The 20915-nt window shown below is 71.4% G+C and carries 19 protein-coding genes and 1 pseudogene; 8 read left to right on the top strand and 12 right to left on the bottom strand.

Annotated elements, in window-relative coordinates; genetic code table 11:
- Positions 1-109: 109 nt before the first annotated feature.
- A complete protein-coding gene (locus ACQEVJ_RS08585) occupies positions 110-1456 on the top strand; it encodes a sensor histidine kinase (protein ID WP_433098920.1) in 1347 nt (448 codons plus the stop codon).
- Here ACQEVJ_RS08585 and egtD read toward each other — a convergent pair.
- From egtD to ACQEVJ_RS08560, 5 genes are all read right to left on the bottom strand, one after another.
- Complete coding sequence (gene egtD / locus ACQEVJ_RS08580) at positions 1421-2413, bottom strand: L-histidine N(alpha)-methyltransferase (protein ID WP_433098918.1); 993 nt, start codon at positions 2411-2413, stop codon at positions 1421-1423. The genes ACQEVJ_RS08585 and egtD overlap by 36 nt on opposite strands.
- Positions 2414-2457: 44 nt before the next feature.
- Entirely contained in the window at positions 2458-3159 is a 702-nt protein-coding gene (gene egtC, locus ACQEVJ_RS08575; protein WP_433098916.1) for an ergothioneine biosynthesis protein EgtC, read from the bottom strand.
- 4 nt (positions 3160-3163) lie between these two features.
- Positions 3164-4474, bottom strand: coding sequence for an ergothioneine biosynthesis protein EgtB (gene egtB / locus ACQEVJ_RS08570; protein WP_433098914.1), 1311 nt, complete (start codon positions 4472-4474; stop codon positions 3164-3166).
- Positions 4471-5598, bottom strand: coding sequence for an ergothioneine biosynthesis glutamate--cysteine ligase EgtA (gene egtA, locus ACQEVJ_RS08565; RefSeq protein ID WP_433098912.1), 1128 nt, complete (start codon positions 5596-5598; stop codon positions 4471-4473). Before egtA ends, egtB begins: the two co-directional genes overlap by 4 nt.
- Positions 5599-5706: 108 nt before the next feature.
- Positions 5707-5958: a hypothetical protein gene (locus tag ACQEVJ_RS08560; protein WP_433098910.1), complete on the bottom strand. Its 252-nt coding sequence runs from the start codon at positions 5956-5958 to the stop codon at positions 5707-5709.
- Here ACQEVJ_RS08560 and ACQEVJ_RS08555 point away from each other — a divergent pair.
- The 3 genes from ACQEVJ_RS08555 to ACQEVJ_RS08545 all read left to right on the top strand — a co-directional run bounded on the left by ACQEVJ_RS08555 (position 5948) and on the right by ACQEVJ_RS08545 (position 8310).
- Positions 5948-7054, top strand: a complete 1107-nt coding sequence (locus ACQEVJ_RS08555) for a LuxR C-terminal-related transcriptional regulator (protein ID WP_433098908.1) — start codon at positions 5948-5950, stop codon at positions 7052-7054. The genes ACQEVJ_RS08560 and ACQEVJ_RS08555 overlap by 11 nt on opposite strands.
- A gap of 6 nt (positions 7055-7060) precedes the next feature.
- On the top strand, positions 7061-8029 hold the full coding sequence (gene dapD, locus ACQEVJ_RS08550; RefSeq protein WP_433098906.1) for a 2,3,4,5-tetrahydropyridine-2,6-dicarboxylate N-succinyltransferase: 969 nt from the start codon (positions 7061-7063) through the stop codon (positions 8027-8029).
- 104 nt (positions 8030-8133) lie between these two features.
- Positions 8134-8310 carry a hypothetical protein gene (locus ACQEVJ_RS08545; RefSeq protein WP_179155236.1) on the top strand — a complete coding sequence of 59 codons (177 nt, stop codon included), beginning with the start codon at positions 8134-8136 and terminating at the stop codon, positions 8308-8310.
- 83 nt (positions 8311-8393) lie between these two features.
- On the opposite strand, the gene ACQEVJ_RS08540 is transcribed toward ACQEVJ_RS08545, so the two are convergent.
- Positions 8394-10259 carry a glycoside hydrolase family 6 protein gene (locus tag ACQEVJ_RS08540; RefSeq protein ID WP_433098904.1) on the bottom strand — a complete coding sequence of 622 codons (1866 nt, stop codon included), beginning with the start codon at positions 10257-10259 and terminating at the stop codon, positions 8394-8396.
- 387 nt (positions 10260-10646) lie between these two features.
- Between ACQEVJ_RS08540 and ACQEVJ_RS08535 the strand changes: the two genes are divergently transcribed.
- The 3 genes from ACQEVJ_RS08535 (at position 10647) to ACQEVJ_RS08525 (ending at position 14198) form a co-directional block, all read left to right on the top strand.
- Positions 10647-11624 carry a malate dehydrogenase gene (locus tag ACQEVJ_RS08535; RefSeq protein ID WP_433098902.1) on the top strand — a complete coding sequence of 326 codons (978 nt, stop codon included), beginning with the start codon at positions 10647-10649 and terminating at the stop codon, positions 11622-11624.
- Positions 11625-11735: 111 nt separating this feature from the next.
- Positions 11736-13109, top strand: coding sequence for a dihydrolipoyl dehydrogenase family protein (locus ACQEVJ_RS08530; RefSeq protein WP_433098900.1), 1374 nt, complete (start codon positions 11736-11738; stop codon positions 13107-13109).
- A 57-nt stretch (positions 13110-13166) separates the two neighbouring features.
- Positions 13167-14198: a hypothetical protein gene (locus ACQEVJ_RS08525; protein WP_433113337.1), complete on the top strand. Its 1032-nt coding sequence runs from the start codon at positions 13167-13169 to the stop codon at positions 14196-14198.
- Between the two features lie 96 nt (positions 14199-14294).
- Here ACQEVJ_RS08525 and ACQEVJ_RS08520 read toward each other — a convergent pair.
- The 5 genes and pseudogenes from ACQEVJ_RS08520 to ACQEVJ_RS08500 all read right to left on the bottom strand — a co-directional run.
- Positions 14295-14741: pseudogene (locus tag ACQEVJ_RS08520) on the bottom strand (DUF998 domain-containing protein); the annotation flags it as partial.
- 120 nt (positions 14742-14861) lie between these two features.
- Positions 14862-16532 carry an alpha-amylase family protein gene (locus tag ACQEVJ_RS08515; protein ID WP_433098898.1) on the bottom strand — a complete coding sequence of 557 codons (1671 nt, stop codon included), beginning with the start codon at positions 16530-16532 and terminating at the stop codon, positions 14862-14864.
- Positions 16533-16668: 136 nt separating this feature from the next.
- Positions 16669-16872: a cold-shock protein gene (locus ACQEVJ_RS08510; protein WP_079315906.1), complete on the bottom strand. Its 204-nt coding sequence runs from the start codon at positions 16870-16872 to the stop codon at positions 16669-16671.
- Positions 16873-17083: 211 nt separating this feature from the next.
- Positions 17084-18052: a phosphotransferase enzyme family protein gene (locus tag ACQEVJ_RS08505; RefSeq protein ID WP_433098896.1), complete on the bottom strand. Its 969-nt coding sequence runs from the start codon at positions 18050-18052 to the stop codon at positions 17084-17086.
- 7 nt (positions 18053-18059) lie between these two features.
- Positions 18060-19547 carry a helix-turn-helix domain-containing protein gene (locus ACQEVJ_RS08500; RefSeq protein ID WP_433098894.1) on the bottom strand — a complete coding sequence of 496 codons (1488 nt, stop codon included), beginning with the start codon at positions 19545-19547 and terminating at the stop codon, positions 18060-18062.
- A gap of 240 nt (positions 19548-19787) precedes the next feature.
- On the opposite strand from ACQEVJ_RS08500, the gene ACQEVJ_RS08495 reads away from it, so the two are divergent.
- Complete coding sequence (locus ACQEVJ_RS08495) at positions 19788-20075, top strand: hypothetical protein (protein WP_079315904.1); 288 nt, start codon at positions 19788-19790, stop codon at positions 20073-20075.
- 14 nt (positions 20076-20089) lie between these two features.
- Here the strand turns inward: ACQEVJ_RS08495 and ACQEVJ_RS08490 are convergent, their stop codons facing one another.
- Entirely contained in the window at positions 20090-20833 is a 744-nt protein-coding gene (locus tag ACQEVJ_RS08490) for a DUF427 domain-containing protein (protein WP_433098892.1), read from the bottom strand.
- Between the last annotated feature and the right edge of the window lie 82 nt (positions 20834-20915).

Below are 20915 nucleotides of genomic sequence, written 5' to 3'. Positions count from 1 at the left end.
ACATTTTTTTCCTGAGCATTGCATTACGGACACGGACGGAGGGGTCATGGCGGGCTGGCACATGCCTTCCCTTTTACGCCCGCGCTCGATCCAGGCTCGGACCGCCGTGATGAGCGCGGTCCTCTCCCTCGTCGTCCTCACGGTGATCGGGTTCGGTCTGGACATCGCCGTACGGAACCGGATCCACAGCCATCTCTTCATGGACACCCAGCGGGTGGCCACCGAATGGATCGCCTCGATGGGCCCCAACGGCGTCCCCGAGCCGCCCGCCGCGCACGAGGACCTGGTGCAGCTCGTCGACTCCCGCAACCGGGTGATCACCGCCAGCCGGGCGGCGAGCGGCCGGGCTCCGCTGACCTCCCCCTTCCCCACCGGCCAGGACCGCCTGCAGTACCGGATCGAGTGCCCCGACGAGGGCCGGTGCGTCGTGCTCACCGCCGTACGGGTCCTGCCGGTGCAGTCCCGGCTGTTCTGGGACGGCGAGCCGCACGCCGTGTACGCGGGGAGGACCGAACCCGGCCTCCTGGCCACGCGGCGGCTGGAACTGTTCATCGCGATCGGAGTGCTGCTGATGACCGCCGGATGGACCTGGGCGAGCTGGCGCGCCGCGGGCCGCACGCTGCGCCCGGTCAGAGAGATTCGCGAGAGGGTGACCGAGATCAGCGTGCGCGACCTGAGCCTGCGGGTCCCCCAGCCGCCCGGGCGCGACGAGATCGCCGAGCTCGCCCGTGCCTCCAACAACTTCCTCGACCGCCTCGACTCCTCGGTGCGCCAGCAGCGGCACTTCGCCTCGATGGTCTCCCACGAGCTGCGGACCCCGCTCGCCGGGCTGCGCACGCAACTGGAGGAGGCCCTGCTCTACCGCGAGGAGACCGATCCGTACGAGACGATCCGTACGGCGGTGCGCACCACCGAGCGGTGCCAGGCGATCATCGACGAGATGCTCACGGTCGCCCGCGTCCGCACGGCCGCGACCGCCGAACCCGAGTCGGTCGACCTCGGGACGCTCGTGCGGGAGGAGGCCGCCGCCCGTACGGACGGCGTGCCCGTGCGAACCGAGGTCAAGGACGACGTGACCGTCCTCGGCAACCGGGTCCAGCTGTGCGGCGTGCTGACCAACCTGCTGGTCAACGCCCAGCGCCACGCCTACAGCAGGGTCGATGTCACGGTCGAGCGGACCGGGGACGAGGCGGTCGTCACCGTGCTCGACGACGGCGACGGCATCGCGCCGGAGGACCGCGAGCGGGTCTTCGAGCCGTTCGTCCGGCTGAAGGACGGGCGCCGCCGCGACCCCAAGGGCACCGGGCTGGGCCTCGCCCTGTGCCGCATCACGGCGGACGCGCACCACGGGACGCTTCGAGTCGAGGACTCCCCGCGCGGCGCCCGCTTCGTCCTGCGCCTGCCGCTGCCCGCGAGCGTCTCACCCGTGGGCGGTGGGCAGGCGCTCAGCCGGTGACACCGCGGCCAGGGTCAGTGCGAAGTCGTCGGCGCCGTCGGTGTACCAGCGGCAGACGGCGAACCCGGCCCGCGACAGCTCGTCGAGCACGCCCTCCCTGCGGAACTTGGCGCTGATCTCCGTGCGCGTCTCCTCGCCCTCGGCGAAGGCGACCGTGAGGCCGAGCGCCCTGATCGGGACCTCCATGGGCCGGGTCGCCCGCAGCCGCATCTCGATCCAGTCGTTGTCCTCGTCCCACAGCGCGACGTGCTCGAACGCCTCCGGCTCGAAGCCGGCGTCCAGCTCCCGGTTGAGCACGTGCAGCACGTTGCGGTTGAAGGCGGCCGTCACGCCCCCCGGGTCGTCGTACGCCGCGACCAGCCGTCCCCTGTCCTTCACGAGGTCGGTGCCGAGCAGCAGGGTGTCCCCCGGCCGCAGCGTGGCGCGCAGTTCCTTGAGGAACACCTCCCGCGCGGCGGGCGGGAGGTTGCCGATCGTGCCGCCGAGGAAGGCCACCAGCCGCCTGCCGGTCCTCGGCAGCAGCGCCAGGTGCTGCTCGAAGTCGGCGCGCACCGGCCGCACGTCCAGCCCGGGGTAGCGTACGGCGAGCCGCTCCGCCGCGGCCTCCAGCGTGACGTCGTCCACGTCGACCGGCGTGTAGGCCCGCAGGGTGCCCGCGTTGGCCAGCGCGTCGAGCAGCAGCACGGTCTTCTCGCTGGTGCCCGAGCCCAGCTCGACGAGCGTGTCGGCGCGACTGAGGCCCGCGACGTCGACGGCGCGGCGGCGCAGGATCTCCAGCTCGCGCCGGGTGGGGTAGTACTCCGCCAGCCGGGTGATCCGGGAGAACAGCTCGCTGCCCGCGGCGTCGTAGAACCATTTGGGGGGCAGCCACTTGGGCGACGAGGTGAGCCCGGCGCGTACGTCGTTCTCCAGAGCCTGGCGCAGGTAGTCGCCGCCGAGATGATCGGTAACGCTCATGCGCCCATTGATTCGCTCGCTACCCTCGCTCATGCGCCCTCCTCTCAATCGATGGGTGTCACCGAAACGCCGTCGGGGGACGCGAGCAGCAGGCTCCGGTCGGGCACGGCCCGCCAGCCCGGCCGGTCGTCCAGCGGCTCGCTCGCGACGAGCACCCCCTCCTCCAGGTGCGTGAACAACGTGTCGCCCCACGCGACGGCGGCCAGGTGGGAACCTCCCGTGACGAGCAGGTTGAGCCGGGCCTCCGGGTCGCCCTCGGCGGCCGCGCTGACGACGTCGGCCAGCGCGTCGGCAAGTGGGAGTCCGGCGCGGAGCCGGGCGAACACCGCCGAGGCGAGCCACGCCGAGTCGCACATGCTCTCCGCGTCGGCCGTGAGGGGCCGGACGGCCTCGCGCCGGACCCTGCCGTTGTGGCTGAGCAGCCAGGGCCCGTCGGCGAACGGCGCGGTGGCCGTCTCCTCGATCGGCATCCCGACCGTGGCCGACCGCACCGCCGCCAGCAGGCAGGACGAGCGGGCCGCCGCGGCGAGGCCGGGCATGTTGGCGTCCGCCCAGATCGGCACCGTACGGCGGTAGCGCACGGGGCGTGACCCGTCGTACCAGCCGAAGCCGAACCCGTCGGCGTTCACCGTTCCGTACTTCTGCAGGCGCGGCGCGTACGACTGGCGCAGCAGGCCGTATTCGGGGTCGCTGATGAGCGTGGTCAGGGACCGCGCCGGGCCCAGCCACGCCGCGTGGCGGCACATCCCCTCACTCCTCCGACCGGGCGCAGCGGAACCCGGCGAAGATCTGCCGCCGGATCGGGTAGTCCCAGTTGCGGAAGGTCGTGCGCACGGCGGAGGGATGGGTGGCCCACGACCCGCCGCGCAGCACCCGGTAGGTATCCCCGAAGAAGACCTTGCTGTACTCCTCGTAGGGGAAGCACCGGTAGCCGGGATACGGCTGGAACCAGGAGTCGGTCCACTCCCACACGTCGCCGACGAGCTGCTCCACGCCGTAGGGGCTCGCGCCGTCCGGGTACGCCCCCGCCGCCGCGGGCCGGGCCGCCCGGTGGCCGAGGTTGGCCCAGCGCCCGAGATGGCCGGGGTCGGCCTCGCCCCAGGGGTATCTGCGGCCTCCGCACGCCTTCTCCCACTCGGCCTCGGTCGGCAGGCGCTTGCCCGCCCACCGGGCGTACGCGTCGGCCTCGTACCAGGAGACGTGCTGCACCGGCTCGTCCGGCGGCACGGGCTCCTCCCGGCCGAACCTGACCCGCCACCAGGTGTCCCCGTCGCGTGTCCAGAACAGCGGCGCCTCCACGCCGTTCCGCTCGGCCCACTCCCAGCCCTGCGGCAGCCACCAGCGCGGGTCGCGGTAGCCGCCGTCCTCGACGAACTCCAGGTAGGCCCCGTTGGTGACGGGATGGCGGTCGATCGCGTAGCCCGGCAGGTACAGCCGGTGGGCCGGCCGCTCGTTGTCGTACGCCCAGGCCACGGTGTCGGTGCCCATCGTGAAGACCCCGGCGGGGATGTGGACCTCGGGCTCGGCGGCGGGCCTGCCGGGCGGCAGTTCCCCGTCGCGGACCAGGCCGGGCCGCCGGGACAGCTGGAGCGTGGCGAGCATGGTCTCGTCGTGCTGGTGCTCGTGCTGCAGCACCAGCCCGAAGACGTAGCCGGCCGCCCGCAGCGGATCGGGGTCGGTCAGGTCCACCTGGTCGAGCACGTCGAGCACCCGGCCGCGCACGCCGGAGATGTACTTCCTCGCCTCGGCCGGGCCCAGCAGCGGGAGCGACGGCCTGTCCTTGCGCGGATGCTTGAACGCGTCGTAGAGGTGGTCGATCTCCGGGCGCAGCGGCTCGATGCCGCCCACCTCGCGCAGCACCCACAGCTCCTCGTAGTTGCCGACGTGCGCGAGGTCCCAGACCAGCGGCGACATCAGGGGCGAGTGCTGGCGCACGAGCATGTCGTCGTCGGCGTCGGTGTAGGCGAGCGAGCGCTCGCGTACGGCCGCGAGCTCGGCGGCGATCCGCTCCTTCAGGCCGGTCGGGCCGGCGTTGCCGAGGACGGCGTCGAGATCGGTCACGCGAACATCTCCTCCATCTGGTCGGCGGCCGGCGATCGGCCGGATTCGATGTGCCGAGAGGCGAACGCGCGGACCCGGGCGACCAGCGAGGGCTCGGCCCCGAGGCGGGGCAGGGCCTCGGCGGCGGCGGCGAAGCAGGCCGAGGCCGACCGGCGCAGATCGGGGTCGGCGAGACCGAGGCGGGCGGCGTCCGCCCACCGGTGGGCGACCGGCCTGGCCGCCTCCAGCGCCGCCCCGGCGGCACGGTCGTCGGTGACGAGCGCGTGGACGACGGCCACGCACACGGGCCACTCGGAGGCCCCCTGCGCGTCGAGGTAGCGCACCTCCAGCCAGCCCCGTGGCCGTACGGGCGGGAAGAGCGTGGTGGCGTGGTAGGCGAGGTCGGCCTCGCCAGGAGGCCGCCCGGCCACGCGGGCGAAGTCGCGGAACGCCGAGCCGTCGAGGACCGGCAGGAGACCGCCGGTCCCCCGGACCAGCATGAGGCGGGCGTCGAGGAGGTAGCGCGCCCAGTCGTCCACCGGGTCGCCGTTCCGCGCGACCGGCGCCGTCCTGCTCGGGTCGAGCCTGCCCCACACGGCCTGGCGGCCGGAGGCCCATCCGTCGGCGGGCGAGTTGGCGAAGGCCGCCACCAGCACCGGGCCGAGCACATGGACCCGTTCCCAGCGGGCCCGGGGGTCCTCGCCGAAGTCCAGGTTGACCTGGACCGACGCCGTCGAGCACATCATCGTCAGACCGTGCGGCCGCTCCAGGAACGCGGCCATCGCCTCATACCTGGGCTCTCGTAACTGCCGCAGGGGCGGGCGGAGCGCGTCCAGCCCGCGGCCGCCCAGCCGCAACCCGGCCCGGGCGAGCGCGAGCCGTACGGCGTCGACGTCGCCGGTGAGTTTCGCGATCGCGGCGGGCGGGACGTCCGGCGGGGCGGACAGTTCGAGCTGCCCGCCCGGTTCGAACGTCACCCGGCTGCCGCCCGGGAGCCGCGCGGGGAGCAGGCCCGCGATCCGGGCGATGGGGACGGGAAGCGCGGGGTTGTCCGCGTCGAAGACCAGGAACTCCAGCTCGACGCCCAACCGGTCGGAGGTGACCCCGCGGAAGCAGTCCCTCGCGTACCTCTGCACGTCGGTCATTCGCCCCCCATCGGGCCGAGATTTACGCGACTCGGTCGTGCCGAGTCAATTTTCCCCGTAATGTCCCCCTTCAACCAGGGACCCACTGAAACAGTCCGTTAACGCTGGTCACGCGGCGGCGGGGGTCGCCCACTCCTCGTCGCGCATGCGGATCATCGAGACGCCGACGATGCCGAAGACCACCAGCAGGATGACCGGCCCGCCGAGGCCCAGCACGAGGTTCCACGCGCTCGCGCCGAACAGCCAGACGAGGATGCCGGCGAGCACGCCGGCCGGGAACCACCACCCGGCCCGGCCTCCCCAGGCGTACGCGACGGCGACGAGCACGAGGCCGAGGAACGACCCGATCATGCCGGGCATCTGCCAGGCGATGGCCGTGGTGATGTCCGCGATCGCGGCCGGAGCCGGCCTGGCCGTGCGCCGCCACCGCGTGCTCGCCGTTCAGGCCGCCGAACGCGGCGAGCTGCTGGCCCGCGAGGCGGTGGCGGAGGAGCGCGCCCGCATCGCCCGCGAACTGCACGACATCGTCGCCCACAGCGTCAGCGTGATGACCATGCAGACCGGCGGCGTACGGCTCATGCTGCGGGAGGACCAGGAGCGCGAGCGGCAGGTGCTCGCGTCGATCGAGGAGACGGGCCGGGGCGCCGTGGACAAGCTGCGCCGGATGCTGGGCCTGCTGCGCGGGCCGCAGGCCGACTCGGGCCCGCAGGCCGGCCTCGACCGGCTGGACGACCTACTGGAGCAGGTCGGGGCGGCGGGGCTCGACGTGACCCTGGAGGTGCGGGGAGACCCGGTGCCGCTGCCCGCCGGGCTCGACCTGTCGGCCTACCGCATCGTGCAGGAGGCGCTCACCAACGCGCTCAAGCTGATCGGCATGCGGGAGCGGGCCGCGCTGTTCCACGGCACGGAGCTGGCCCGGAGCCTGCGGCCCGACGTCGTGCTGCTCGACATCGCGATGCCGCGGCTCGACGGCCTGGAGGCGGCCCGGCGGATCCTGTCCACGCCCGAGCCGCCGCGCGTGATCATGCTGACGACCTACGACACCGACGAGAACCTCGACCAGGCCCTGCACACCGGGGTGAGCGGCTTCCTGCTCAAGGTCTCGCCGCCCGAGCACCTGTTCGCCGCGATCCGCAGCGCCGCCCGGGGGGAGGTGCTGCTCGACCCCGCGGTCACGGGCCGGGTCGTCGACGCCTACCGCCGCGCGCGGCCCGCCGCGCCGCCGCCCGAGACGGGGCTCACCGCGCGGGAGGAGCAGGTGCTGCGCCTGGTCGCGCGGGGACTGTCGAACGGCGAGATCGCGAAAACGCTGTCGATCAGTGAGGCGACGGTGAGCACGCACATGAACCGCCTGCTCGCCAAGCTCGGTCTGCGCGACCGCGCCCAGGCCGTCCGGTACGCCTACGAGTCGGGCCTCGTCCGCCCAGGTGATGACGCGGGTGAGCCGGTAGCGTAGGTGCACATGACAGCTATCGACTCCACCACCTCGGGTGCGTACGGCATCGGCCTCGCCACGATCGCCGCGGACGGCACCGTGCTGGACACCTGGTTCCCCTTCCCGGCGCTGGGCGAGCCCCCGGCCGTGGGCACCGAGCCGATCGCGGGCGAGAATCTCGGCGAGGGCATGGCGGAGCTGGTCGGCCCCGACCCCGCCCGGGGCGTCGAGGTCGTGGCCGTGCGCACCGGCATCGCCGACCTGTCGGCCCCGCCGGTCGACGCGCACGACGTGTACCTGCGCCTGCACCTGCTGTCCCACCGTCTGGTCCGGCCGCGCACGGTCAACCTCGACGGGATCTTCGGGCTGCTGGCCAACGTCGTGTGGACCAACCACGGCCCGTGCAAGGTGGAGGGCTTCGAGGAGGTGCGGCTGCGCCTGCGGGCCCGGGGCCCGGTGACCGTGTACGGCGTGGACAAGTTCCCCCGGATGGTCGACTACGTGCTGCCGTCCGGGGTGCGGGTCGCCGACGCCGACCGCGTACGGCTCGGCGCCCACCTGGCGAGCGGCACCACCGTCATGCACGAGGGCTTCGTCAACTACAACGCCGGCACGCTCGGCGTCTCCATGGTGGAGGGCCGCATCTCGGCCGGGGTCGTCGTGGGCGACGGGTCCGACGTGGGCGGCGGCGCCTCGATCATGGGCACGCTGTCCGGCGGCGGCAAGGAGGTCATCTCGATCGGCGAGCGGTGCCTGCTCGGGGCCAACTCCGGCATCGGCATCTCGCTGGGCGACGACTGCGTGGTGGAGGCCGGGCTGTACGTCACGGCGGGCACCAAGGTCACGCTGCCGGACGGATCGGTCGTGAAGGCCAGGGAGCTGTCGGGCAAGTCGGGCCTGCTGCTGCGCCGCAACTCGACGACCGGGGCGGTCGAGGCGGTGTCCCGCGACAGCAGGGGCATCGAGCTCAACGCCGCGCTGCACGCCAACGACTGACGCTCCAGCGGGCCCCCTCCCCCACCCTGAGATGACCCTGAGTCTGCCCTGAACTTGGCCTTCGGCCCTGTGATCGGCGGGAGGGCGGCCCGTACGGTGAAGGTATGGGACGCATTCTCCTCATCGCCGCAGCCGTAATCGTCGGGTTCTTCCTTCTCGGCTCCGTCATCGGGCTCATCTTCGGGGCGCTGAAGTGGGTTCTGATCATTGGCGCGATCGCGCTGATCGTGTCGGTCGTGCTCAAGCTCACCCGCAGCAGCCGGTCGAACCACTACACCTGACCGGCCCCGTGGCCGGGAAAAAGGGGCGGGCCCCGCCGCAATGCGACGGGGCCCGCTTTCTTGTGCGCCTGGCGCGGCTCGTGTTACGAGAGCGGCGGGTAGGCGTTCTGCATGAGCTGCTGGAACTGCGCGGAGAACCAGTGGCCCGAAACCGGGGCGTTCGGCAGAGCACCGGACATGCTGTTGCCGTTCAGGCTGTTACCGGTGTAGGTCGGGTCGCACATCCGGTCGAAGCCCTTGCCCTCGTCGTTGTTGATGGCGGAGCTGGAGCCGTCGGACTCACCCGGAGGCTTGATCCAGACGTAGGCGTCGAGACCGGCGGCGGGGTTCGCCTTCGGCCGCTCGCCCATGCCGGCGCCGGACTGGTTGCACCAGTTGCCGGCGTGGATACGGCGGTCGACGCGCGACTCGTTGACGAAGGTGTTGACGTCGGTCGACGTGCTCGCCTTGGTCGGACGGGCCGAGCCGCCCCAGCCGTTGCGGGAGGTGTCGATCAGCATGCCCAGCGTGTTCGGGAAGCCCTTCGCCACCAGGGCGTTGCGGAGACCGACCGCGAACGACTGCTCGTCCACGTAGTAGTTCCAGTCGACCCACTTGGACTGACGCACCGACTGGCCGTTCACGGTGGTGTTGATGTTGAAGTACGGCTCGACGGTCGCGGAGAAGTTGGCGGTGTTCACGATGAACCCGTCGATGCTGCTCGTACCCGCGGTGGTGCCGCTCGCGACCTGGTAGAAGAGGTTCACCATCGGACCGAAGTTGCTGTCCCAGCCGAGCCAGGCGTGGTGCGCCGCGTCCACGTAGGTGTAGACGTTCCGGATCGCGTGCAGCTTGTTCAGCGCGTACTGCACGCCCTGGACGTAGGCGCCGGAGGACTGGGCCTCCTGGCACGCCTGGAACGCGTTCACGTTGGTGATCAGGTTCGGCAGCGAGTCGGGCTCGATGACCGTCACGATGCGGAGGTTCGAGTACTTCGAGTCCGACAGGATCCCGGCGATCACGTCGATGTACTCGGACTTGTACCGCGCGAGGCCGTTCTGCGCGATCTTCAGCTCACCGTTGGAGGCGAGCGCCGAGCAGTCGCGGTTCGGCAGGTCGTAGATGACGACCTGGATCGTGAGAGGCGCGCTGCCGTTGGCCGCGTCCTGCCTGACCGCCTCGTCGAGGTGGTCACGCAGGCCCATGCTGTTGTTGCCGGCCGAGCCGGAGCTGATCGCGGCGATGCGGTCCAGCCAGACCGCCGTGGAGATATTGGCCACCCGCGAGCCGCCCGGCTCGGACTTCGCGCTGGCCGACCAGTCCGGGTTCACGTAGCCCGTCGCACCGTCGTACGGGTTGTCCACGTGGGTCCCGGGCGGCGGCGGCGAGGTCGACGGGGAGGGGGACGGCGACGGGGAAACGCTGGGAGAGGGCGAGGCCGACGGGGAAACCCTCGGGGAGGGCGATGCCGAGGGCGAGGCCGATGGGGAGACCGACGGGGAAACCGACGGCGACGGCGACGGCGACTGCGGGGTGCCGTTGCAGGACACGCCGTTGATCTTGAAGTCGGTCGGCGCCGGGTTGCTGCCGCTCCAGGACCCGTTGAAGCCGATGCTCGTCGAGCCGCCGTTGGACAGGGACTTGTTCCAGTCCAGGGCGGTCGCGGTCACGTTGCTGCCCGACTGGCTCCAGTTGGCCGACCAGCCCTGGGTGACCTTCTGGCTGCTGTTCGGGAAGGTGAACGTGAGCGTCCAGTTGCTGAGCGCGTCGCCCAGGTTCTGGATGGTCAGGTTGGCGGACATGCCGCCCTGCCACTCGCTGGCGGTGTAGTTGACTTTGCAGGAGACCGCGGCGCTCGCCGATGTGGCGGTGGCGACGGCCGCCGTGGAACCGAGCGCGAGCACGGCCGCCGCGACCAGGCCGCGGCGCACCGTGGAGCTCACGGCTCCCGGTCGGGGGGTGGATCTCATTGGGAAGGTCCTCCTGGCGATAAATATGCGCTTGGGAGCGCTCCCACGAACCATAGGCACCACCTCCGGCGCCGTACAGAGACCCGTCAAGGGGCGCCGGGCGGCGAAGTCGCGAGCTGACGTTCACCCCGCGTCCGAGCAGGGATTCCGTCACGACGTGACGTCTGAAGTCACCTGCGTGTTTCGTGAAAGTTTCACCCTTTCGCAGGCGAAACACGTGGCCAGGGGCCGGATGTCCCGTCCAGACCGCCCCGGCGCGCGAAAGCCGGAAACCAAGCGGCGCGGGAATCCGAGCGACGCGAGGAACACTCCCGCGCCCTGCTCACAAGGGGGTACGGCCCGGCGGGTAGCATCCGTGAGTCACACATATCGCGAATGGGGATCGTCATGACCGTCAAAGTGACCGTCACCGGCGCAGCCGGCCAGATCGGTTACGCGCTGCTCTTCCGCGTCGCCTCGGGCCAGCTCCTCGGGGCGGACACCCCGGTGAAGCTCAGCCTTCTTGAGATCCCTCAGGCCGTCAAGGCGGCCGAGGGCACCGCGATGGAGCTCGACGACTGCGCGTTCCCGCTGCTGCGGGGCATCGAGATCTCCGACGACCCGGCCAAGGCCTTCGACGGGACCAACATCGCGCTGCTCGTCGGCGCCCGCCCGCGTACGAAGGGCATGGAGCGCGGCGACCTGCTCGAGGCCAACGGCGGCATCTTCGGCCCGCAGGGCAAGGCCATCAACGACCACGCGGCCGACGACATCCGCGTGCTCGTCGTGGGCAACCCTGCCAACACCAACTCGCTCATCGCGCAGTCCGCGGCTCCCGACGTGCCGGCCGAGCGGTTCACCGCGATGACCCGCCTCGACCACAACCGCGCGCTCTCGCAGCTCGCGGCCAAGCTGAACGTGCCGGTGGCCGAGATCAAGAAGATGACGATCTGGGGCAACCACTCCGCCACGCAGTACCCGGACCTCTTCCACGCCGAGGTCGGCGGCAAGATCGCGGCCGAGCAGGTCGAGCAGGAGTGGCTGCGCGACACCTTCATCCCGACCGTCGCCAAGCGCGGCGCCGCCATCATCGAGGCGCGCGGCGCGTCCTCGGCGGCCTCCGCGGCGAACGCGGCGATCGACCACGTGCACGACTGGGTGAACGGCACGCCCGAGGGCGACTGGACCTCGGCCGCCATCCCGTCCGACGGCTCCTACGGCGTGCCGGAGGGCCTCATCTCGTCCTTCCCGGTGGTGTCCAGGAACGGCCGCTGGGAGATCGTCCAGGGCCTGGAGATCGACGCGTTCTCCCGCGAGCGGATCGACGCCTCGGTCAACGAGCTGGTCGAGGAGCGGGACGCCGTGAGGGCTCTCGGTCTCATCTGACGACCGCGCACACGAGGGGGCGGGCCCGCGCGGGCCCGCCCCCTCGTGTTACCCGCCTTTCCCGTGCGGTACGGCTCTGCCTGGCTGGGCAGTTGACGGAACATGGACGGGATGTACGACGTGGTGGTGCTCGGCCTGGGACCGGGTGGAGAGGACGTCGCGGGGCGGCTGGCGGAGGCGGGCCTCAGCGTCGCCGGCGTGGAGGCCGGCCTGATCGGGGGCGAGTGCGCCTACTGGGGCTGCGTCCCCTCCAAGATGATGGTGCGCGCCGCGGGACTGCTTGCCGAGGCGCGGCGGGTGCCCGGCATGGCCGGCTCGGTCCGGGTCTCCCCCAGGTGGGCCCCGGTGATCGACCGGATCAGCGGCGAGGCCACCGACGGCTGGAGCGACGACGCCAGGGCGGAGCACTTCGAGAGCGCGGGCGTCCACCTCGTCCGCGGCCGCGGCCGGATCACCGGGCCGCGGGAGGTGACCGTGGACGGCCGGGTGCTGCGGGCACGGCGCGGGATCGTCCTCGCCACCGGGACCAGCCCCGCCGTCCCCCCGATCGACGGCCTGGAGGACACGCCGTACTGGACGAACCGGGACGCCGTCGCGGCTCGGCACGTGCCCGAGTCGCTGATCGTGCTAGGCGGCGGGGCGGTCGGCTGCGAACTCGCCCAGGTGTTCGCCCGGTTCGGCACGCGGGTGTCGGTCGTGGAGGCCGCCGACCGCCTGCTGGCTCGGGAGGAGCCCGAGGCGGGCGTGCTGCTGGCCCGGGTGTTCGCCGGTGAGGGCCTTGAGACGCACACCGGCATAGCGGCCGAGCGGGTGCGGCACGACGAGGGCGGCTTCACGCTCACACTGGAGGACGGCAGGACCCTCCGCGCCGAGCGTCTGCTGGTCGCCACCGGGCGCAGGACCGACCTGGCCGCGGTCGGCGCCGGGGACGCCGGCCTCGACGAGAGCGCCCGGTTCGTCACCGTGGACGAGCGGATGCGGGCCGCCGACGGCGTGTGGGCCGTGGGCGACGTGACCGGCCGGGGAGCCTACACACACGTCGCCGTCTATCAGGGCAGGATCGCGGCCCGCGACATCCTCGGCGAGGGCGGCCCGGCTGCCGACTACCGGGCGGTGCCCCGGGTCACGTTCACCGACCCCGAGGTGGCCTCGGTCGGCCTGACGGAGCGGGAGGCCGGGGAGGCCGGGCTCGACGTGCGGGTCGGCTTCGCCTCGGCCGGCGAGTCGGCCCGGGGCTGGATCCACGGGGCCGGGCACGAGGGCTTCGTCAAGCTGGTGGAGGACGCGCGGCGCGGCGTGCTGGTCGGCGCCACGAGCGCCGGGCCGAACGGCGGGGAGGTGCTCGGCGCACTGGTGGTGGCGGTGCAGAACGAGATCCCCACGATGCGGCTGCGGCACATGATGTATGCCTATCCGACCTTCCACCGGACCATCGAGGACGCGCTCGAGACGCTCGACGGCCAGGCATACGCAACCGTATTGTGACGAACCGGCGACGCCCGGGGCGGGTCCAATGCATGACCTCCCGGAAAGGAGACAGTCATGCGGCACCCCACCCTGCCGATCACGCTGCGGCCGATCACGTTGGGGCTGATCGGCCTCGCCCTCTCCACGCTCACGATCTCCGCGGCGGCGGTGCCCGCCACGGCCCGCACCGCGCCCCCCACACAGCACTCCACGCACCACTCGATCCGGTACGCCTCGGTGGACGCCTGCACGGTCAAGGGCATCGGTGACATACCGTGCCACACCTGGCGGCTGGACCTGCTCGACGGCAGGCGGGTGGCGCTGAAGGACGCGATGGTGTGGCCGCTGAACACCAAGGGCAAGCCGGTCAAGGAGATGCAGGCCCCCCTCTCGGTGAGCGGCGACGGCGAGTCGGTGGCCTACTTCCGCAAGTCCGACCATCGCCTGGTGGTGCGCGAGTTCCACGGCCAGGTGCACGTCATGCCGAAGAAGCCGCTCCCGCGCGGCGTCGGCATGAACGACGCGTGGCTGCAGCTCTCCCAGGACGGTGCCCGCCTGGCCCTCGGCTACAGCGTGAAGGACGGCAGCAGCCGGGCCCGGATCTTCGACGTCTCGGGGGCGACCGAAACCGGCACACTCCCGGCGTTCGGCACGTTCAGGGGCTTCAGCGGCGACGGCTCAGCCGTCCTCGTGGAGCAGGACACCGACGAGAACACCACCGGGCTGGGCGTCTACGACACCAGGGGCGACGAGCTGGCCCGCGTCGTTCCTCCCCAGATCGTGGCCGCCGGCGTCCCGTGGGCGCTGTCCTCCGACGACCGCACGGTCGCGTTCGTCACCGGGAGCGGCAAGAAGGCGATGCTGCGCTTCTACGACGCCGCGACCGACCGGACGGCGGGCTCCGTCCGTTTCTCCCTGCCGACGGACGCCTCGGTCGAGATGATCGACTGGACCGGAGAGCACGAGGTCACGCTCCACCTCATCCGCTCGGGGAAAGTCGACCACGTGACCATCCTCAGAATCGACACGCAGACGGGCAAGACCCGGGTGCGTGACTCCTACAAGGTCCGGGCCGGCACCTTCACCTACCAGAGCTGCGGCGGCTGACCGCGCCGCCGACCGCGCCGCCGACCCTGCCGCCGACACGGACATGGCCACCAGCGCCGCCACCTCGGAGACGACGGTGAGGCGCTGGGTGAGCCCGGCCGGCACCGTGCCGGGGTCGAGGTGCAGCATCCGGAAGGCGTACGGCAGGACCACGAGGAGCAGCGAGCCGAGCGCGACGGCGCACAGCACGCGCACCGGGCGCGAGCGGGTGGCCCGGGCGACGAGCAGCCCGGCCAACGGCAGGCTGGCGAAGGCGACGAAGGCCGCATAGCGGTGAATGTTGCCGGACAGCGATAACGGCAGCCCCTGCGGGTCGGTCGGGAACCCGGCCACCAGCAGCAGACAGGCGCTCCACATGCCCACCAGCAGCGGCGCGCGCCGGTCCAGCCGGCCCAGCCGCGCCAGCCGTACGGCGAGCACGGCCGAGCCCACGGCGATCGACGTCAGCGAGACCGGCAGCAGCCAGCCGTGCGGCGCATAGAAATACTGGCTGATCGTCGCCGTGAGCGGGTCGAGCCCCCCGACCAGGTGCAGCGCGAGCATCGCGGCGGCGCCGGCCGCGACCAGCACGTATCCCAAGACCATTCCCATGACTCTTCACTGTGGCCGTGGGAAAGGCGCCGGCCCATCGGAGATCCACCCGAGCCGCCCCTGAGGGAACCCCTAGGAGACGTCGGCGGAATCGGCCGGGGCCGTCTCGGGGGTGGAGGCGCGGAACCAGCGGCAGCCGTACCTGCCCATGGGGAAGCGGGCCCGGCCGGAGTCGGAGATCTCGACCGTTCCGTCCACCAGCAGGTCGGTCAGCACCTTGGACGAGTCGAGCCCGTCCAGGGCGATCTCCACCTCGACCTCGGTCTCGCCGAGATTGTGCACGGCCACGACCGTCTCGCCGTCGCAGTCGGCCCGGTGGGCGAACACCGCGTCCACGCCGGTGTCGAGCACCGCGTACTCACCCCACGCGAACTCGGGGCAGTCGCGGTAGTGCCGGATCAGCCGGGTGATCCACGACAGCAGCGAGTCGGGGTCGCGCTCCTGCGCGCTGACGTTGACCTTCTCGGGGCCGTAGTCCCCGGTGGGCATGGGGATCTGCACCTTCGAGGGGTCGGCGTCGCTGAAGCCGCCGTTGCGGTGGGGGGTCCACTGCATGGGCGTCCGGACGGCCTGGCGGCCCTCCAGCTCCAGGTTCTCCCCCATGCCGATCTCCTCGCCGTAGAAGAGCACCGGGGTGCCCGGCAGGGAGAACAGCAGGCTGTAGACCATCTTGATCCGGTCGACGTCGCCGCCCAGCATCGTGGGCAGGCGCCGGCGCAGGCCCCGGCCGAACAGCTGCATGTTCTTGTCCGGGCCGAAGGCCGCGAAGACCTCCTCGCGCTCGGCGTCGCTCAGCTTGTCGAGCGTGAGCTCGTCGTGGTTGCGGACGAACGTCGCCCACTGGGAGTCCTTGGGCGCCTCGGGGCGTTCCCGCAGGGCGGCGGCCAGCGGACCGGAGTTCTGGCGGGCCAGCGACAGGTATGTCCGCTGCATGGTGATGAAGTCGAAGCACATGGTGATCTCGTCGCCGAGATCGTTGCCGAAGTACCGCACCAGGTCGTCGTACGGCAGGTTCACCTCGCCGAGGAGGATGGCGCTGCCGTCGCGGCGGCTGAGGAAGGCTCGCAGGCAGGCGAAGAACTCGTGCGGGTCGGGGAGGTCGCCGCTGTCGGTGACCTGCTCGATGAGGAACGGCACGGCGTCCACCCGGAAGCCCGAAAGGCCCAGCTCCATCCAGAACCCGAGGATCCGGGAGATCTCGTCCTGCACCTCGGGGTTGGTGGTGTTCAGGTCGGGCTGGAATCGGTAGAACCGGTGGTAGTAGTACTGCTCGGTCTTCTCGTCGTACTCCCAGAGGCTGTCCTCCTTGTCGGGGAACACGACGCCCTTGGGATCGTCGGGCTCCGGCTTGTCGGACCAGATGTACCAGTCCCGATAGCGGGAGTCCCGGCTGGAGCGCGCCTCCTTGAACCAGGGATGCTGGTCGGAGGTGTGGTTGACCACCAGATCGGCGATGACCCTGATGCCTCGGTCCCTGGCCACCCGCATGAACTCGACGAAGTCGCCGAGCGTGCCGAGGCGGGGATCGACCGAGTAGAAGTCGGTGATGTCGTAGCCGTCGTCCTTGTCGGGCGTCGGGAAGAACGGCATCAGCCAGATGCACGTCACGCCCATCCGGTCCAAATGGTCGATGCGCTGGATCGCCCCCCTGAAGTCACCGACCCCGTCGCCGTTGCCGTCGGCGAAGGTCTCGATGTCAAGGCAGTACACGACCGCGTTCTTCCACCACAGATCGGAGGTCATGCTCAGTCTCATGACCGTTCCCGATGCCCGGCAAAGGAACGGTAAAACATCGGGCCCGCGCCGCCGGAGCGGCGCGGGCCGACGTGGTACCGCCGGCGCGGCCGGTCACGGCCGCGATGTCACCGTGAGTCACGTCCTAGAGCGGCGTGACCTGTTCGGCCTGCGGTCCCTTGTTGCCCTGAACGGTCACGTAGCTGACCCTCTGGTTCTGGTCCAGCGTCCGATAACCGTTCGAGTTGATCGCCGAATAATGAACGAACACGTCAGCGGTGCCGTCGTCCGGAGCGATGAAGCCGAAGCCCTTTTCGGCGTTGAACCACTTGACAGTGCCTTCAGACAACTGCTTCTCCTTCTTGGAAGCCACACCATGTTCCCAGGTCGAGAGCATGAGGCTGCGTAGCGGATTCGTTGCGCGACCGCGTGAGACGCTGGAAATGCGCGCACGTCCGCCGCCGGGATGACCCGGGTGCGCTTTTTACAAACCATGTTTTCAGGAATTGTCCACTGCGACACTCGCAGCCTGTACGGAGAGTACCCGCGATTACCCGAGGCTATGCCGGTGCCGCCATGTACCAGCGCGCATGCCCGTCACCGCGCGTGAGCGAGTCGAGCCGCCGAGGCAGCTCCTGCCGGGAGAACGGGTCGCCGGAGGCGTTTCGGATATGGATGCCCACGGCGTACATGTCTCGCACCTCCATCAGCGTGCTGTAGCCGGGCCACAGCCGCAGGTCCGAGCCGTACGCGCGGGCGAACTCGTCCACGTCGGCCGCCGACAGGCCGAAGCGGCGCTGCCCGTGGTAGGTGTGCACCAGATCCCACTGGCGCGGGCCGACGGCCACGCCGTCCCAGTCGCACAGCACCACGTGCCCGTCCTGGCAGCGCAGCAGGTTGTCGATCCAGGCGTCGCCGTGCAGCAGCACCGGCGAGCCGGTGTCCAGGTCGCGCCAGCGCCCGGTGAGCTCCTCGATGCGGTCGCTCAGCCAGGACCGCTGGGTGGCGGTGAGCACCTCGGCCCGGTGCTCCACCGCGTGCCGCACCTCGGCGAGCGGGTCGGTGAGCGTCCGCAGCCCCATCGGCGGCACCGGCTCGCGGTGCAGGCTGCGCAGCACCCGGCCGAGCTGCCGGGTCGTCGGGCGGCCGCGGGAGGGAACGTACCGCCAGAAGGTCACCGCCCGGCCGTTGTGCACGATCGGCTGGTCGGCGATCTCGTCGGCGGGCCGCACGGTCGGAAAGCCCCGGTCGGCGAGCCAGCGGGCGACCGCCACGACCACCGGCAGCCGGGTCAGCGCGTCCGGCGCGGTGGCGATCCGCACCACCAGCTCCCCGCCCGCCGTGTTCCCGCCCGCCGTGTCCCCGCCCGCCGTGTCCCCGCCCACCCTGTTCCCGCGCAGCTTGAAGACCGCGTTGCTGCGCAGCCGCAGGAGCCGCGCGCCCCGCGCGTCCACCCCGATCTTCGCGCAGACCTCGCGCAGGACCTCGAACGCCTCCTCGGCCAGCGGGGCCGGCTGCATCGTCCTCATGGCGGTTTCAGGCGTTCTCGGCGTTCTCGGCCGCGGGGAGGTCCGCGGCGGGGAACAGCCCGCTGAGGGCGAGCGTGGGCGACGACTCCGACAGCACCCGCCGCAGGCGCCGTACAGCGGGCAGCGCGGGGTCGGCGTCCGCCAGCAGGGCCCTGGCCCGGGTGACGACGATCGAGGTGCGGTGCTCGGCGGGCACCTGCCGCAGCGCGTCCGCGGCGATCCTGCAGGCCTCCTCGTGGTCGCCGTGCCTGGCCAGGTGGCTCGCCTGGTCGAGCAGGATCAACGCCGGGTCGATGGTCTGGAAGCCCGGGGGGAACCCGTCGATGCCCTGCACCTGATGGGCGTCCCCCAGCTCGATCAGCGTGCCGGTGCGGTAGAACTTCATCCGCTTTTCCGTGAAGACGAAGGCCAGGTCGTCCTGGCTGATGCCGCGCATGCGGGCGAAGATCTGTTCCGCCTCGGCGAGCGCGATCCTGGCGGCCTTGCCGTCCCCCATCCTGGCCAGCGCGCGGGCCTCGGCCGCCGCCGCCAGCGCCGCCGGCGAGCTGGGGGCCGCGCCGGCCAGCATCCGCGCCTCGCGGGCCAGCCGCACCGTCTCGTTCAGGTCGCCGTAGTAGTAGAGGAGCATGGTCTGCTGGGCCCGCACGAGCGCCCGCAGCCGCAGGTCGCCCACGTCGTCGGAGGCGGCGCGGGCGGTGCCGTACCAGGCGTGGGCCTGGCGGGTGTCGCCCAGCTTCATCAGCGCGTCGGCGGCGAGCAGGGTGAGCATCGTGGTCGCGGTGAGCAGGCGGCGCTGCACCGACGACGGCTGGCGGACGGCGCTCAGCCGACGCACGTCGGAGATCTCCAGCATGACCCGGGAGAGCATCGGCGTCGGCGGGGTCGTCATGTACTCCCTGCGGTAGCGCAGCACCTGCTCGTCCAGCCGGTCGAGCTGGTCCTCGTTCACGGTGCCCGCGGCCAGCGTGCGGTCGAGGTCGTGGCGCAGGCCCTCGACCTCCGCGAAGAACCGGCCGCTCGGCGTGCCCATCAGCATCGCCTGGTGGAACAGCGCCCGCCGCTCCGCGTCGTCGGCGGCCGGGTCCTCGGCCCGGGCCTGCTCACCGGTCTGGCCCGGCCCCACCACGACGATCTTCTGCCCGCCCGGGTCCTCGCAGTAGTCGGCGGCCAGGCCGAGCCGTACGGCGTTGGCCCGGTAGAGCCGGGCCAGCAGGTCGATGGTCTGGGGGCGCGGGCGGGCCCGGTTGTTCTCCCAGGCGTTCAGCAGGTCGATGCTCGCCCGCGGGTGGCCGAGGTTCTGCTGCTCGCACAGGTGCTCCAGCTCCTCGATCGCCTGCCGGGCCGACCATCCGCGGCCGAGCCGGTGGGCCTTCAGCAGACTGACGCCGCAGCACCCGTGGATGGCCTGGACGGTCTGCCAGAGCGTCCACTGCCGCACCTGTGCCTGTTCGCGCCAGCGACGCGCGCAAGCGGGTGAGTGCTCTCCGCGGGCCATGTGCACGCCCTCCATTGGTGAAGCGGTCCCCGTTTACGGTTGTTTCCCCACGGTAAACGGGGAGGCACACAACCCCCCGGGACTGTTATGCCTTCGTGTTCGCGAACCCGCGCGTGTTCCACGGAATCCGGGTGAGTTCCCTGGTTATTGCACGGTTTCGGGGAATCCGCACGATTGCCGGTGGGTCGTTGCGGGTTCACCCTTTCCGGTGATAGGTCCTGACGTTCCCCGGAGGCGACGATGACGACGGTAGACCGCAGCGAGGCGATGGACCACCTGGAGCGGCTCGCCGCCCAGCTGGAGGCCCACTCCTTCCAGGTACGCCTGACGGCGCCGGCGGGCCTCTATCCACGTCTGCGCGTCATCAATCCGATGGAGCCCACGATGGCCGAGGACGTGCTGGCGTCCAACGCCAGCGACGGCGAGTGGTGGTACTGGCTGTCCTGGGCCGGCCGGATCGGGCACGCCTCCGACGTGGTCACCGCCGCCGAGCGCATCGCCAGCGTCCTCCACGTCATCCGCCGCTGATCGGCCCGGCGGGGTCAGGCGAACTTGGATTTCGGGCGGTCCTGGAGGACGTCGTCGACGTACACGTCCACCTTCTCGTCGTAGAAGGCGACCAGCCCGGCGATCTTCTGGGACTCCGGAAGCGGCGTGGGATACGACCAGACGAGGTCCTTGCCGGACTCGTCCTCGCCGACCGACCAGTACACCGCGCGCCCCTTGTAGGGGCAGTGCGTCACGGTCTCGGACGGGCGCAGCAGATCCAGCCGCACGTCGGTCTTGGGCAGGTAGTAGCGCGGCGGCAGGCCGGTCTCGAACAGGATGCGCGGGCTGCGCGAGTCCGCGACGGTCACGCCGCCCACCTCCACGCGGACGTGACGCGAACTGGCCAGGATGTCCACCCGCGTGTACGGGTCGCGGGCGTGGACGAAGACCTCCTCGTCCTCCTCGAACCAGTTGTCCATCGCGTTCCAGTCGAAGCGGACGTGGCCCCGGATCTGCTCCAGCGGAGCGTCGTCCCCGTACACGAGGGCGGCGCCCGCCCGGCCGGCCACGTCGTGGACCGCCGCGTCGCCCCTGCTGGGCGAGTGCCGCGTCTCTCCGGTGGCCTTCAGCTCCTCCGCGCGGACGTCGTCCGCCGGGAAGTAGTACGTCGGGTAGTAGGGGACCTCCCAGACCAGCAGGGCCCGGGCGGTGTCGGCCACCGTCCGGCCCTCGACGTAGACACGCACGCGCTTGGCCGTCGTCTCCACCCGGACGCGGCCCCGTTTCGTCGGCTCCATGCCTGCGCCAACCAGCGGGCGGATCGTCCTTATTCCCCGGCCTCACAATCGCCATTTCCCGGTGTGCGGGGCCCGGTTGCCC

Origin of the sequence: Microbispora sp. CA-102843 (genome assembly GCF_050936215.1) — a bacterium.
Lineage (GTDB): Bacteria > Actinomycetota > Actinomycetes > Streptosporangiales > Streptosporangiaceae > Microbispora.
The sequence above is the reverse complement of the archived record's forward strand: the minus strand, read 5'-3'. Positions and strand labels throughout refer to the sequence as shown.